This window comes from Paractinoplanes ferrugineus, assembly GCF_016862195.1.
Lineage (GTDB): Bacteria > Actinomycetota > Actinomycetes > Mycobacteriales > Micromonosporaceae > Actinoplanes > Actinoplanes ferrugineus.
The window spans coordinates 331,844-345,084 of record NZ_BOMM01000016.1 but is presented as its reverse complement, the minus strand read 5'-3'; the positions used below and the strand labels follow the sequence as shown (position 1 = coordinate 345,084).

Annotated in this window: 14 protein-coding genes; 7 read left to right on the top strand and 7 right to left on the bottom strand. The window is 72.3% G+C overall.

Annotation, left to right across the window (positions count from 1 at the left end):
- Positions 1 to 137 precede the first annotated feature (137 nt).
- Positions 138 to 869, top strand: a complete 732-nt coding sequence (locus Afe05nite_RS12410; RefSeq protein ID WP_203817167.1) for an Ltp family lipoprotein — start codon at positions 138 to 140, stop codon at positions 867 to 869.
- A 52-nt stretch (positions 870 to 921) separates the two neighbouring features.
- Here the strand turns inward: Afe05nite_RS12410 and Afe05nite_RS12405 are convergent, their stop codons facing one another.
- Complete coding sequence (locus Afe05nite_RS12405) at positions 922 to 2,295, bottom strand: cation:dicarboxylate symporter family transporter (RefSeq protein WP_203817166.1); 1,374 nt, start codon at positions 2,293 to 2,295, stop codon at positions 922 to 924.
- A gap of 39 nt (positions 2,296 to 2,334) precedes the next feature.
- Here Afe05nite_RS12405 and Afe05nite_RS12400 point away from each other — a divergent pair, with 39 nt between their 5' ends.
- Both Afe05nite_RS12400 and Afe05nite_RS12395 read left to right on the top strand, forming a co-directional pair.
- Entirely contained in the window at positions 2,335 to 3,939 is a 1,605-nt protein-coding gene (locus tag Afe05nite_RS12400) for a sensor histidine kinase (RefSeq protein WP_239117761.1), read from the top strand.
- A complete protein-coding gene (locus tag Afe05nite_RS12395) occupies positions 3,936 to 4,613 on the top strand; it encodes a response regulator (RefSeq protein ID WP_203817164.1) in 678 nt (225 codons plus the stop codon). The genes Afe05nite_RS12400 and Afe05nite_RS12395 overlap by 4 nt, the downstream gene beginning before the upstream one ends.
- A 19-nt stretch (positions 4,614 to 4,632) precedes the next feature.
- Here Afe05nite_RS12395 and Afe05nite_RS12390 read toward each other — a convergent pair whose 3' ends face one another.
- From Afe05nite_RS12390 to Afe05nite_RS12365, 6 genes are all read right to left on the bottom strand, one after another.
- Positions 4,633 to 4,911, bottom strand: coding sequence for an excalibur calcium-binding domain-containing protein (locus tag Afe05nite_RS12390; protein WP_203817163.1), 279 nt, complete (start codon positions 4,909 to 4,911; stop codon positions 4,633 to 4,635).
- A gap of 77 nt (positions 4,912 to 4,988) precedes the next feature.
- Positions 4,989 to 6,086 carry a Gfo/Idh/MocA family oxidoreductase gene (locus tag Afe05nite_RS12385; RefSeq protein ID WP_203817162.1) on the bottom strand — a complete coding sequence of 366 codons (1,098 nt, stop codon included), beginning with the start codon at positions 6,084 to 6,086 and terminating at the stop codon, positions 4,989 to 4,991.
- Between the two features lie 9 nt (positions 6,087 to 6,095).
- Positions 6,096 to 6,707 carry a hypothetical protein gene (locus Afe05nite_RS12380; RefSeq protein ID WP_203817161.1) on the bottom strand — a complete coding sequence of 204 codons (612 nt, stop codon included), beginning with the start codon at positions 6,705 to 6,707 and terminating at the stop codon, positions 6,096 to 6,098.
- Positions 6,704 to 7,222 (bottom strand): RNA polymerase sigma factor, encoded by a 519-nt coding sequence (locus Afe05nite_RS12375; protein WP_203817160.1) that lies wholly within the window; start codon positions 7,220 to 7,222, stop codon positions 6,704 to 6,706. Before Afe05nite_RS12375 ends, Afe05nite_RS12380 begins: the two co-directional genes overlap by 4 nt.
- Positions 7,223 to 7,370: 148 nt before the next feature.
- On the bottom strand, positions 7,371 to 8,261 hold the full coding sequence (locus Afe05nite_RS12370) for a carbon-nitrogen hydrolase family protein (RefSeq protein ID WP_239117760.1): 891 nt from the start codon (positions 8,259 to 8,261) through the stop codon (positions 7,371 to 7,373).
- A gap of 317 nt (positions 8,262 to 8,578) precedes the next feature.
- Positions 8,579 to 9,715, bottom strand: a complete 1,137-nt coding sequence (locus Afe05nite_RS12365; RefSeq protein ID WP_203817158.1) for a M20 metallopeptidase family protein — start codon at positions 9,713 to 9,715, stop codon at positions 8,579 to 8,581.
- A 289-nt stretch (positions 9,716 to 10,004) separates the two neighbouring features.
- Here Afe05nite_RS12365 and Afe05nite_RS12360 point away from each other — a divergent pair, with 289 nt between their 5' ends.
- The 4 genes from Afe05nite_RS12360 to Afe05nite_RS12345 are packed head-to-tail and all read left to right on the top strand — an operon-like array spanning position 10,005 to position 13,074.
- The gene (locus Afe05nite_RS12360) at positions 10,005 to 10,829 is read left to right on the top strand and encodes a hypothetical protein (RefSeq protein WP_203817157.1); all 825 of its coding nucleotides are present in this window, start codon (positions 10,005 to 10,007) and stop codon (positions 10,827 to 10,829) included.
- A 39-nt stretch (positions 10,830 to 10,868) separates the two neighbouring features.
- Positions 10,869 to 11,567, top strand: a complete 699-nt coding sequence (locus Afe05nite_RS12355; RefSeq protein ID WP_203817156.1) for a hypothetical protein — start codon at positions 10,869 to 10,871, stop codon at positions 11,565 to 11,567.
- Positions 11,564 to 11,941, top strand: coding sequence for a transcriptional regulator (locus Afe05nite_RS12350; RefSeq protein ID WP_203817155.1), 378 nt, complete (start codon positions 11,564 to 11,566; stop codon positions 11,939 to 11,941). Before Afe05nite_RS12355 ends, Afe05nite_RS12350 begins: the two co-directional genes overlap by 4 nt.
- Complete coding sequence (locus Afe05nite_RS12345; RefSeq protein WP_203817154.1) at positions 11,938 to 13,074, top strand: alpha/beta hydrolase family protein; 1,137 nt, start codon at positions 11,938 to 11,940, stop codon at positions 13,072 to 13,074. The genes Afe05nite_RS12350 and Afe05nite_RS12345 overlap by 4 nt, the downstream gene beginning before the upstream one ends.
- Positions 13,075 to 13,241 lie beyond the last annotated feature (167 nt).

Sequence of the window (13,241 nt, the reverse complement as noted above, 5' to 3'; positions counted from 1 at the left end):
CCTGACCGGTGGGAGCGCGGAAGTGGCTGAATGACCCAGCCGTACGGAACGGTTGATTCGCTTGAATCCTGGGGCGGTGATGACTGTGGACGATGTCCGGCATCACGCGAGTCGTATTTCCGTCGGGAAGGATGATGATGGCTTACCCCGGTCCGCCCGCGAACGAGCATCCGTTCGACCCCCACCGTCCCGTCCCGCCGCCTCCCCTGGTTCCCGGCCGGCCGCTTCCGCCCGGATACCCGGGGTTCCCGCCGCCGGTCGCGCCGCCGAAGAAGAACACCGCGAAGATCATGCTCGCGGTGGTGGGCGGGCTGGTCGGGCTCTGTTGCGTCGGTGCGGTGGTCGCTGTGGGCTCCGGCGACGGCAGGACGGACAAGGCCGCCGCGACGTCGGCGACGGATGCGGTGCCGACGACCGCGGCCACACCGCCGGCGAGCGCCGGGCCCACGGCCGCCGTCGCCACCGAAGCCGTTGCCGAGGCGACCCCCAAGGCCGTTGCGAAAGCGACCACCGAGGCCGCTGCGGAGCCGACCACCGAGGCCGCCCCGGCCACCCCGGCTGCCCCGGCCGCCAAGAAGCTGACCGTCGCCCAGGAGAACGCCGTCCGGAAGGCCGCCGACTACCTGGACTACACCGCCTTCTCCCGGCCGGGGCTGATCAAGCAGCTCAAGTTCGAAGGCTTCTCCACCAAGGACGCCACCTTCGGCGTGGACGCGCAGAAGGCCGACTGGAACGAGCAGGCCGCGAAGAAGGCGGCCGATTACCTGGACTACAGCTCGTTCTCCCGGTCCGGGCTGATCAAACAGCTCAGGTACGAAGGATTCACCACCTCGCAGGCCACCTACGGCGTCAAGAAGGTCGGACTGTAGGGGCGAGCGGCCCGGCTCCTCCCGCTGGGGGCAGGAAGAGCCGGGCAACGGGTCAGGAGTCGCGCGTGGCGGTCGCGGACTCCGGCTTCTCCCGCGGCGGGGGTGGTGGGGCGTCGTCGGTGTCGGCGTCCAGCATGGTGGTCTCGTCGAACGGCAGTTCGCCGGCCAGCACCAGGTTCGCCTTCTCGCGGTCGATCTCGCCGGTCCAGGTGCCGACGAGCACGGTGGCGACCGCGTTGCCGGCGAAGTTGGTCAGGGCCCGCGCCTCGGACATGAACCGGTCGATGCCGACGATCAGGCCGACGCCGTCGACCAGGTCGGGCCGGTGGCTTTGCAGGCCGCCGGCCAGGGTGGCGAGGCCGGCACCGGTGATGCCGGCGGCCCCCTTGGAGGCGATGATCATGAAGACGAGCAGGGAGATCTGCTCGCCGACGGACAGCGGGTCGCCCATCGCCTCGGCGATGAACAGCGACGCCATGGTCAGGTAGATGGCGGTGCCGTCGAGGTTGAACGAGTAGCCGACCGGCACCGTGATGCCGACGACCGGCTTGCTCACGCCGAGGTGTTCCATCTTGGCGATGAGCCGGGGGAACGCCGACTCCGACGACGAGGTCGACAGGATCAGCAGGAACTCGCGGGCCAGGTAGCGCAGCAGCAGCAGGATGTTCATCCGGGCGAACGCCCACAGGATGACGGCCAGCACGACGAACACGAAGATCGCGCAGGTGAGGTAGAAGCCGAGCATGATCTGGGCGAGGCTCTTCAGCGCGTCCACGCCGGTCTCGCCGACCACGGCGGCCATCGCGCCGAACGCGCCGATCGGGGCCAGCCACATGATCATCGCGAGGATCTTGAAGACCACCTTCTGGGTGAGCCCGATGGCCCGCAGCACCGGCTCCCCGGACCGGCCGAGCGCCTGCACCGCGAAGCCGACGAGCAGCGCCACCAGCAGGGCGGGCAGCACGTCGCCCTCGGTGAGCGAGGAGAACAGCGTCCGCGGGATGACCCCGAGGATGAAGTCGGAGACCCCCTCGTGGGCGGCCCCGCTCGCCTGTTTCTGCCCGGCCGCGGCGGCCGCCTCGTTCAGGTGCAGCCCGGAGCCGGGGTGGATGAGGTTGCCGACCACGAGTCCGATGGCCAGGGCCACGGTGGACATGATCAGGAAGTAGCCGAGGGCGAGCCCGCCGACCCGGCCGACCTTCGCGGCCTGCCGGATCGAGCCGATGCCCAGCACGATCGTGCAGAAGATGACCGGGGCGATCATCATCTTGATCAGGTTGACGAAGCCGGTGCCGAGCGGCTTCAGCTCCTTGCCGACCTCGGGAAACAGCAGGCCGACAGCGATGCCGGCGGCCACCGCGACGATCACCGCGAGGTAGAGGAAATGAGTTCGGTCCCGCCGGACCGGTGGGGATGTGGGCTCCATACCGCAGAATGTGGCCCAGGTCTCACCGCGGGAGCACCATTGCGTTCATTCTGGTCACACGACAGCAGCATCGCCCGGCAACTCTTCGGCTGGCAGGTGCTGGTCGTGACGTCGCTGGTGGCGATCGGCACGGGCGGCGCGGTGCTGCTCGCCCGCGACGACGCCACCCGGGCCGCGATCGACCAGGTCACCGGGATCGCCGAGACGGTGGCGCGGTCCCCGGCGGTGATCGAGGCGGTGCGGACCCCGAACCCCACCCCGGCCCTGCAGCCGTACGCCGAGAGCGTGCGCCGGGCCACCCGGACCGACTTCGTCGTGGTGATGGCCACCGACCGCACCCGCTGGACGCATCCGACCACCACCCTGATCGGGCAGCCGTTCATCGGCACCGTCGCGGATGCCCTGAACGGCGGCCGCGTGGTCGAGACGCACGCCGGCACGCTCGGCGAATCGGTCCGCACCGTGGTGCCGGTCCGCTCGGCGAGCGGCCGGGTGATCGCGCTCGTGTCGGTCGGCATCACCACCGAGGCGATCAACGAGCGCCTGCTGGAGCGCGCCCCCGCGGTCCTGGTGCCGACCGCCCTGGCGCTGCTGCTGGCCGCCGCCGGTTCGGGGCTGCTGAGCCGGCGGCTGCGCCGGCAGACCCACGGCCTCGGCCCGGCCGAGATGACCAGGATGTACGAATACCACGACGCCGTCCTGCACTCGGTGCGCGAGGGCCTGATCGTCGCCGACCGCACCGGCCGCGTGACCCTGGTCAACGACGAGGCCCGCCGCCTGCTGAACCCCGCCGAGCCGCGGGACGCCGCCGATCTGCGGGCCGCCGAGCCGCCGCCCGCCGAGCCGCGGATCCCGGCTCTGCCGGGGGAGATCGGCGAGCTGCTCGCCACCCGCGACGTGGTCGCCGACGCGCCGGTGCTGGTGGGGGATCGGGTGCTGGTCGCCAACCAGCGGGTGATCCGCTCCGAGGGCCACACCGTCGGAGCCGTGCTGACCCTGCGCGACCACACCGAGCTGCGCGAGCTGACCGGCGAGCTCGACTCGGTGCGCGGCCTCACCGAGGCGTTGCGGGCCCAGGCGCACGAGGCCGCCAACCGGCTGCACACCGTGCTCACCCTGGTCGAGCTGGGCCGCGGCGACGAGGCGGTGCGGCTGGCCACCGCCGAGCTGGCGGTCGCGCAGCAGCTCACCGACCGGGTGATGGGTGCGGTCAGCGAACCGGCCCTGGCCGCGCTGCTGCTCGGCAAGTCGGCCCAGGCGGCCGAGCGGGGCGTGCAGCTCGTCGTCGACGAGGCCTCCCGCCTCGGCGAGTCCGGGCTGGCCGGCCGCGACCTGCTCACCGTCGTCGGCAACCTCGTCGACAACGCGCTCGAGGCGGTGGCCGGCACGCCCCTGCCCCGCCAGGTCACGGTGCTGATCGTCGGGACCGGCGGCGAGGTGCTGGTGCGGGTGGGCGACACCGGGCCGGGCATCGCCGACGCGGCCGCCGCCTTCCGGCGCGGCTGGACGACCAAGGAGCGGGGGCGAGGCGTCGGCTTGTCGCTGGTCCGGCAGGTGATCGAGCGGTACGCCGGTAGCCATGCGGTGTCGGCGGCCCCGGGTGGGGGAACGGTCGTCGAGGTACGGCTACCGGTGCCGGCATGACGGACATCCGGGTTCTCGTGGTCGAGGACGAACCGTTGATCGCCGACGCCCACGCCGCGTACACGGCAAGGGTCGAAGGTTTTCGGGTGATCGGGGTGGCCCACACCGCGCAGCAGGCCCTCGCGTCGCTGCGGACCACGCCCGCCGACCTGGTGCTGCTCGACCTGAACCTGCCCGACATGTTCGGCCTGGACCTGTGCCGCTCGTTGCGGGCCGCCGGCACAGCCACCGACGTGCTCGTGGTGACGTCGGCGCGGGACCTCGCGGTGGTGCGCTCCGCGGTCTCCCTCGGCGTGACGCACTACCTGCTGAAACCGTTCGCGTTCGCGACGTTCCGGGAGAAGCTGCTCGGGTACGCCCGCTACCGCAGCGCCACCCTCAGCACCGAACCGGCCGCCGCCCAGCACGAGATCGACCGCGCCTTCGCCGCCCTGCGCGGCTCCACACCGGACCGGCTGCCCAAGGGCCTCGACCAGAGCACCCTCGACCTGGTGCTCGGCGCCCTGCGCGCGTCCCCCGCCGGCCTGTCCGCCGCCGAGGTGGGCGCGCGGATGGGCGCCTCCCGGGTGACCGCCCGCCGCTACCTGGAGCACCTGGCCGATGCCGGCCGGGTGGTGCGCACCCCCCGCTACGGCGGCCCCGGCCGGCCCGAGGTCGAATACCGCCGCGTCTAGCCGCGGGTGCGCCGGTGGGTCACTTCTTCTCGCAGGCGACGCCGTCCTTGTCGCGGTCCAGCGTCGGGTTCTTGTTGTACGCGGCGGTGTAGACGGTGAAGTTCTTGACCGGCTTGGTGGCGCCCTTCACCTTGTCCTTGCCGCCCTTCTTGGCGACGCCGTGCTTGTAGACCTTGTTGAGGGCGGTGCAGTTCTTGTACTTGACCGCCTTGGGCAGGGCCTGGGCCGGCGCCGACAGGCCGAACAGGCCGACGGCGGTGAGCGCGGCGACCACGACGGGAACACTCTTGCGAATCATCGTTTTCCGTTCTGCTGGTGGCACGGACCGTCATTGAATCCCGTCCCGTGCACCACCACGATCACCCACCCGGACGATCAGCGGTCGTCGCCCGGCTGAATGCGCCGCCGAACGGCCCGGCGGTGCTCGGCCCGCGAGTCGCCGGCCGACCACGGCTCCGTCGTCGTGGTGATCTCGCGGCCGCTGTCGGCGGCCTCCTCGACGGCCAGCGCCAGCGACTGGTCCTGCAGGCCCTCGGCCAGCGGATAGGGCGGTGGGCCGGCGCCGCGCACCCACGCCGCCATCGCGTCCAGCATGGCGGCGACGGCGAGCTCGTCGTCGTTGAGGCGGCTCCCGGCGTACGCGTTGCGGTGCAGCACCCGGTCGCCGAGCGTGATGGTCTCCGTGTCGTAGCCGCTCAGGTCCAGGTCGTGGCCGCTCTGCCGGCGGACCAGCGGGGTGCGGGTGATCGTCCGCGGCGCCGGCATGTGGACGATCTCGTCGTCGTGCAGCTCGCCGTGCGTGCCCCGGACCAGCAGGCGGCGGAAGCGCAGCAGGTTGCGGGTCTGGCCGTCGGTGAAGTCGTAGACGCCGGAACGGCCCGCTCCGAAGTCGAGGGTGGCGATCGTGGTGGTGGCCGGTCGCACCGTGGTGTCGTCGGTCCATCCGGCGCGGTCGAGCGGGTGCAGCAGCGGCGCCACGGTGCGCACCGCGCGGACGGTGGCCGGGGCGTGGCCGGCGTCGAGGTAGGCGCGGATCAGCGCGACCGCGTGGTACTGCTGGGTCGAGGAGACGTGCACCTGGGTCGGGGTGCCGAGGACGCCGGTCCGCACCGCGGCGAGCCGGGCCGCGTGCGACGGCATCAGCGGATATTGCTCCGCCACCTGCACCAGCCCGGACGGCCCCGCCACCGACCACAGTTCGCGCAGGCCGGCCCGGTCGGCCGCGGGCGGTGTCTCGGCCAGCACCGGCAGCCCGAGCTCGACCGCCGCGGCGATGACCCCGGGGGCGGCGGCCGCGGCGACGGCGCTGACCACGAAGTCGGGCCGGCCCTCGCGCAGGTCGCCGAGGACGGGGACGGGAAGGGGGCGCGGCGTCCGCACGACCGCACCCACGCATTCCAGTCCGGGCAGGGTGCGGGCGACCCGGTGGATCGCCGCCGCGCGGAAGCCGAAGCCGGCCAGCACGAATCTCATCGAGCGAGCCTAGAAGGCCTCCTCGTACAGGTCGAGCAGGCCGGGGGTGCCCGCCTCGCCGCTGTAGCCGCAGATCAGCACGGTGCCCGCGGCCGAGGCGATCAGATAGCTCTTGCCGATCTCGAACCGGCCGCTGCCCATCATCGTCTCCGAGCTGTCGCCCGTCTGGTCCACCAGCACCTGGCTCGCCGGGTCACCTCGGTAGACCTTGGTCACGCTCAGGGTGACGACGTGCCGGGCGTCGATGCCGGTCACGGTGCCGGCGAAGGCGAAGTCGGCGGTCGTGGTGAGCCGGCTCGCCTCCGGGGGCCGGCACTTGGCGGAGCGCTGCTCGGCGGGGGCGGTGAGGTGCCGGGGCGGCGCCGCCGCCGAGGCCGACGGGTACGCGATCATCAGGTTCGTCGCCGTCGGGGACGGGCGCAGGATCAGCCAGCCGGCGCCGGCGAGAAGCAGCACGGCGGCGGCGGCGAGCACCGGCAGCAGCACCCGGCGGCGGGTCGGTGGGGCGGTGACGGACACGGTTTCCTCCAGGAGTCGGGCGACCCGGTCGGGAGGTAACGGCGCCAGTGCGGCCGCCGGATCGGCGCGGCGCATCCGGTCGCGCAGGTCGTCGTCGGTCACGGCCGTCTCCCTTCGGTCGACTCCGCATGTCCGGCGCCCGCGCCGTTCTTTCGCAACTCGGCACGGAGTCGCTGTTTGGCCCGGTGCAGCCGGATGCTCGCGGCGTTCACGCTGACCCCGAGGACGGCCGCGATCCCGCCCGGCGCCAGGTCCTCCCACGCCCACAGGCGCAGGATCTCGGCGTCCTCCCCGCGCAGCCCGGCCATCGCGATGCCGAGCCGGTCGTCGGCGGGCGGCGGTGGCGCGGGCCGCAGGAAGGCGATCCGCGCGGCGAGGCGCGCCTGGCGGCGACGGGCCCGTTCGGCGTTGGCGAGACAGTTGCGGGCCACGCCGTACGCCCAGGGCAGGTGCTCGGCCGGCACCTCGTCGAAGCGCCGCCAGAGGATCAGGAGCGTTTCGGAGAGTACGTCGTCGGCCGTCGCCGCATCGGTGCGCCGCACCAGGTAACGGCGCACCGCGTCGAGCACGGCCGGCGCGAGGGCCTCGAACCGCGCCCGGCGATCGTCGGAGTTCACAGGGTCCACCCTCGGTCATGTCCGGCGGCGGGCAGGATCTTTCCGCCGGTTGCCGCCTTTCGCGACCGCCGGTCAGCAGCCCTGCGCCGGTTCGCGAAAGTTCGGCGCAAGTCGCCGGCCGGCCACCCGGCCGGCCGGCGACGCGCGGTCAGTGCCCGGCCCGGTCCAGGCTCCGGGGGTCGTCGGTGGCCTGGTGCTCGGCGTAGAGGCCGCCGCGGGCGAGACGGCGCCACGGGCGGGCGAGGTTCTCCGTGGTCAGGTCGAGATCGGCGGTGGCCAGGGCGGCGACCGCCTCGGCCGGGCAGCGGGTGAGCCAGTCACCGTCGGGGGAGACGATGCCGGACGGGGCGTTCGGCGCGTCCTGGGCGGTGCCGGCGTAACTGACCCAGTAACTGTTCGCGGCGGCCAGGCCCTGTGCCTGCAGGGCGAACGGGCCGTTGTTGACCGGCCCGCCGGGGCCGTGGGTGGAGAACAGCACGCAGTCGACGTCGAGGCGCTCGTACTCGGCGAACACCTCGGGGAACGTCGCCTCCATGCCGAGCGCGCAGCCGAACCGTACGCCGTCGACGATGAAGGTGACCGGGGCCGAACCCGGCGTGTACAGGTGGCTGACCTTGGTGTTCGACAGCATCCGCTCGTCGTAGCGGGTGACGATCGCACCGTTGTCGGAGATGACGTAGAGGCTGAGGTGCGGCCGGCGGGGCGGGGTCAGCGGGTGGACCGAGCCGAGCACGGACCACAACCGGAGTTCGCCGGCGAGGGCGGCGATCTCCCGCAGCTCGGCGGCGAGGGTCGCCCAGTCGGCCCGGCCCCAGTCGGCGGGGCCGATGTCGGCGGGCCCGGTGGCCGACATGATGCGTTTGTCGGGGCAGGTGAGCGCCCCTTCGGGGAGGTGCAGCAGCCGGGCCCCGGCGGCGTGGGCGGCCCGCATGAGGCGGCGGATCTCGGCGCCGCCGGCGCGCAGGGCCGCGGTGTCGCCCGGGTCGGGCCGGACGGTGAGCTGCGCGACGGACAGTCGCATGGTCGTGGTCGCTGGCATCGGATCTCCTCGCGGAGTCGTGCGGAAGTGCCGCAGCGCAGCGGTGTAGGACTCACCGGTGCGGGCCGCGCGGGCACGCACCCGGCGCTTGAGATTCCTGTTCGCTGTCATCGGGCCCTCCGCTGTCCCGCACGCCGATCCCCCCGCGCGATCGAGACGTCCGAGACGAACCGGACCAGGACAGCGACCCGAGATGAAGAATCCCTTTGCCTCCGCCGAGGACCGTGCGCCGGGGACGGTCACAGGAGGTTGGGCGTGGGCCACGCCGGTCTGGACGTTAGCAGCCGGCCACCGCGTGGTCCAGGATCGGGGCGGGGTCAGTGCGCGGTGCCCCGGTCGAGCCGGTGGACGGTGAGATCGACGAAGGTCCGCGCGATCAGATCGAGCACGCCGTCGTCGAAGACCACCCGCGGTGAGTGCATCGGGGCGGGCTCGGCCACCGCCTGGGCGCCGACGAACAGCAGCGTGCCGGGCACCTCGTCGAGGACGTACGAGAAATCCTCGGACGCCATGCCGGGCGCGTCGAGCCGCTGCGCCCCCAGCAGCTCGAGCACCGCCTCGGTCTCGGCGAGGTCGTTGACGGTCGGCGGATAGCTCTCGGTGAACCGGGCGTCGACCGGGCAGCCGTGCGCCGCGCCCAGCGCCGTCGCCATCGCGGTGAGGCCGTCGCGGATCAGCGTCCGGTTCCCGGGCGTGTAGGTGCGCACGTTGGCGCTGATCCGCACCGCCGTGGGCAGCACGTTGCCGGCCGGTGAGTTGGTGTGCAGGCCGGTCACCGACACCACGGCCGGGTCGGTGGCCGGCACCCGGCGGCTCATGAACGACTGGATCGCCAGGACGATCTCGGCCGCCACCGGCACCGGGTCGATCCCGTGGTGGGGCAGCGCCGCGTGCCCGCCGGTGCCGTGCACGGTCAGCTCGAGGGTGCTGGTGCCGGCCATCATCGGCCCGGGCCGGGTGGCCCGGACGCCCGCGGCGAGCCCGGCGTCGACGTGGATCGCGTACGCCGCCACCGGCCGCTCGCCCGCCGCGTCGAGCAGCCCCTCGGCGAGCATGACCCGCGCCCCGCCGAAGCCCTCCTCACCCGGCTGGAACATGAACAGCACCCGGCCCGGCAGCTCGTCGCGCCGGGCGGCGAGCAGCCGGGCCGCCCCGACCAGCCCGGCCATGTGCAGGTCATGGCCGCAGGCGTGCATCACGTCGCCGGCCGCGGCGTAGGGCAGCCCGGTCTGTTCGGCCATGCCCAGCGCGTCCATGTCGGCGCGCAGCAGCACCACCGGGCCGGGCCGGCCGCCGCGCAGGACCGCGGTGATCGAGCTGAGCCCGCGGCCCACCTCGATCTCGAGGCCCAGCCCGGCCAGGGCGTCCAGCAGGATCTCCTGCGTGCGCGGCAGGTGCAGGCCCACCTCGGCGTGCTGGTGCAGGCGGTGCCGGAGCTCGGTGAGCGAGGTCATCGGTGCAGGATAGTGCGCGTCGCCGGGGCTTCCGACGTACGCCGGAAGTGGTCCTTTTTGCTTTTGCCGCACATTGCGCTGGGTAATCGTCGAAGAACGGGTCGAGAATGGCGACAGCGGAGGGTAATCAGTAAAAGGGCCGGTGACCTGCCGTTTCCCCGATTTCCGGCGGGGTGTTCGGAAATCAGCGCGTCCGCGCACTTGACAACGCTCTGAGCTGCTAAAACGTCAAATCCGAATTCGATCTTATTAACGTACGGGTATTGACGCATCGGCCATCATGTGTGGCGTGGCAGCAGAATCACACGACTTCGCGCGCGCCCGGCACCGACGACCGTCCGAATCCAGGAATTACCTCAACCATGTCGACCGGAGTCGGCGTGGCTACTCCGAGTCGTCCGACCCGTACCTCAACAGCGTTCGTCACGAGCCCCGCGAGCCGGTCGAGCCCGGCCGTGGTGAGGCCATCCAGGCGCTGACCCGCGACGTGCTGATCCGGCGTTCGCTGGAGGTCTCGCCGAACGGCTTCATCACAATCATCAGCATCATCCAGGGGGTGGCGCTGGCGCTGCTCGCGCAGAACACGTTCCCCCGGCCGACGCTGCTGATCTGCGTGCAGAGCATCACGCTGCTGCTGGTGTTCGTGTCGGTCTTCTACTACTACCTCACGATGAGTGTGCTGCTGCGGTGGGCGCCGAGTTTCCTCGACTGCTTCCTGCCGTTCGCGATCGCCGGTCTGGAGATCCCGCCCGCCTTCTTCCTCGGCGACGTGAGTTCCTGGTGCATGTGGCTGGCCGCGTTCTGGCTGTTCACCATGGCCGGGCTGTGGATCACCGGGAAGTGGTCGCCGCCGTCGCACTTCGGCGAGGCGCGGCAGGCCTGGCAGGCGTTCCAGAAATACACCCGGGAGCTGCGGCTGACCACCGGCGGCGGCGGGCTGGCCGTGCTGGTCTGCGGTCTGCTCGCGGCCGGCGACCCGTGGCACGAGACGCTGTGGGGGACGCTCGCCGCCGCGGTCGTGCTCGGCACCGTCGCCATGATCGTCTACCGCACCGAGATGCGGGCCGCCGAGATCCACGCCTACTTCGGGGTGAGCCGGCCGCCGTTCAACTAGTCACTTGCGCCGACAGGTTTGTAATGGAAACCTATTGGCATGACTACTGACTCGGTCCCGATCGGCGGGGATCCGCGCCGGCTGCTGTCCGACGCGCGCGCCCTGGCCCGTCGCGTACGTCTCGACCAGCGGCTCACCTGGGTCGCGTTGCTGGTGCTGGCCGTGACGACGCTGGTGGCGATCCCGTTCGACGTCGTCGGCATGTGGGTCCGGTGCCACCCCGACGGAAGCTGCGAGTTCGCCCGCAACGGCATGTTGTTCTACTGGATCCCGGCGCTGCCGATCGCCTACGCGGTGATCGCGGTCAGCTACCTGCGGGCGGCCCGGGCGCGGGGGCTGGGCACCCACATCCGGCCGTACGCGATCACCGGGGCGGTCACCACTGTCGTGCTCCCCGCCGCCTGGGTGGGCCTGCGGCTCTACCTCGCCCACCACGCCGTGCCGGAAGGCCCCCTGCCGTACTGGTGGTTCGCCCTCGACCGGCTGGTCATGCCGTGGAGCATGATCGGGATCGCGCTGCTCGTGCTGGCGTGGCTCGAACGCAACGTCGCGTTGCTCCTGTTCACCGTCGTCTACCTGGCCCTGGTCGTGCTCGTGCTGCCGTTGAACACCGGCTACGGGCCGCCGCAGTGGGGACTGCGGTGGAACTACGCGCTGCCGCAACTCGCCGTCGCGGCCGTGCTGCTGCTGGGCGCGGCCGGGTTCCGGGCCGCGGCCCGCCGCCGGCGGCAACCGTGACCGCGGTGACCGACGCTCCGGACCCGGACGCCGCGCACCCGGCCAACGGTCTCGACGACGTCGTCCACCAGCGGGTGCGGCTGGGCATCCTCACCATCGCGCACGAGGCTCGCCGGGTCGAGTTCGGCTACCTGCGCACCCAGCTGGAACTCACCGCCGGCAACCTTTCCAAGCACCTGAGCGTGCTCGAGGAAGCCGCCCTGATCGACGTCGAGAAGGGCTACGAGGGCAAACGCGGCCGCACCTGGATCACCCTCACCGGGGCCGGCCGGACCGCACTCGCCGCCGAGATCGACCGCCTCAAGCAACTGATCAGCCGAGTCGAAACCGTCAGTCACCCCGATGCGTCGCCGCACCCCACGGAGGATCGATGACCACCGCACCGACCCGTCGGAGCCTGCTCACCGCCGCCCTCGCCACCGGGGCGGCCGTCGCCCTCGGTGGTCCCGCGCCGGCCTCGGCCGGCGCGGCCCGTCTCCGCTTGCCCGCGCCGACCGGGCCGCTGCCCATCGGCACCGTGGCGCTGCATCTGGCCGGCGGGCGCCGCGACCTGATGGCGAGCATCTGGTATCCGCCGACGCCGGCCGCCACGCGCTTCCCGGTGGCGCCGTGGATGGACGCCGCTGCGATGCACGCGCTGCTCGCCTCGGCCGACCTCGACGTCGCCGCCGCGCCGCCGCGCACGGCCGGCCACGAGGGTGCCCCGGTGCGGCCCGGCCGGCACCCGGTGGTGCTGTTCTCGCACGGCGCCGCCGGGCACCGTTCCGAGGCCACCATCGTGGTGCAGGAGCTGGTCAGCCAGGGCTACATCGTGGTCACCGTGGACCATTCGGACGACTCGTACAGCGAGCTTCCCGGCGGGCGGCTCATCCTCCCCGACGACAACGCGTCGATCACGCCGTGGGACCACGCCCGTGACATCCGATATGTCCTCGACCGTCTCGAGGAGCTGGCCGCGGGACACAACCCCGACGCCGGGCGCCGCCCGCTGCCGGCCGGCCTGGGCGCCGCGCTCGACCTCGGCCGGGTCGGCATGTTCGGCTGGTCCAAGGGCGGCACGGCGACCGCCCTGGTGATGAACACCGACCACCGGGTTCGAGCCGGGCTCAGCCTCGACGGCCTGATGCTGTCCCAGCCGCCCCCGGCCGCCCTCGATCGGCCGTTCATGCTGATGACCGCGGTCTACACCCCGGGCGCCGAGGAAAGCGGCGTCGGCGAGTTCTGGCCGCTGCTGCGCGGCTGGCGGCTGCAGGTGCACACCGAGGGCGCCCCGCACGGCGGTTACTGCGACCACCAGTGGTTGATCCCGCAACTGACGACGATCCTCGGCAGGAGCGACGAGGAGCTGCACGACTGGATCGACGACCTCGATCCGCGTCGCGCGGTGCGCGTTCAGCAGGCGTACCCTCTCGCCTTTTTCGATCTGCACTTGCGCGACCGGCGGCAACGCCTGCTCGAAGGCCCCAGCCCGGCCTTCCCCGAGGTGGAGTTTGTGGCCCAGCTGTAGGAGATCGAGCCGGCGTTGATCGACTTCCATTCGGTGCCCGGCTCGGCCGCCCATGCCGGGTCGGGGCGGGCGCCGGCCAACTTCAGTCGATGAGGGCCCCCGTGCCCCGGCCACTCCACGTCGGCATCCGCCGATCAGTCAGCAACGGTGGTGCCGGGTGGATCCAC

Excerpts from the sequence above, each read along its gene's own strand:
- Afe05nite_RS12410 (WP_203817167.1), top strand. The coding sequence starts at position 138 with ATGGCTTACCCCGGTCCGCCCGCGAACGAGCATCCGTTCGACCCCCAC.
- Afe05nite_RS12405 (WP_203817166.1), bottom strand. The coding sequence starts at position 2,295 with ATGGAGCCCACATCCCCACCGGTCCGGCGGGACCGAACTCATTTCCTC.
- Afe05nite_RS12395 (WP_203817164.1), top strand. The coding sequence starts at position 3,936 with ATGACGGACATCCGGGTTCTCGTGGTCGAGGACGAACCGTTGATCGCC.
- Afe05nite_RS12390 (WP_203817163.1), bottom strand. The coding sequence starts at position 4,911 with ATGATTCGCAAGAGTGTTCCCGTCGTGGTCGCCGCGCTCACCGCCGTC.
- Afe05nite_RS12385 (WP_203817162.1), bottom strand. The coding sequence starts at position 6,086 with ATGAGATTCGTGCTGGCCGGCTTCGGCTTCCGCGCGGCGGCGATCCAC.
- Afe05nite_RS12370 (WP_239117760.1), bottom strand. The coding sequence starts at position 8,261 with ATGCCAGCGACCACGACCATGCGACTGTCCGTCGCGCAGCTCACCGTC.
- Afe05nite_RS12365 (WP_203817158.1), bottom strand. The coding sequence starts at position 9,715 with ATGACCTCGCTCACCGAGCTCCGGCACCGCCTGCACCAGCACGCCGAG.
- Afe05nite_RS12355 (WP_203817156.1), top strand. The coding sequence starts at position 10,869 with ATGACTACTGACTCGGTCCCGATCGGCGGGGATCCGCGCCGGCTGCTG.
- Afe05nite_RS12345 (WP_203817154.1), top strand. The coding sequence starts at position 11,938 with ATGACCACCGCACCGACCCGTCGGAGCCTGCTCACCGCCGCCCTCGCC.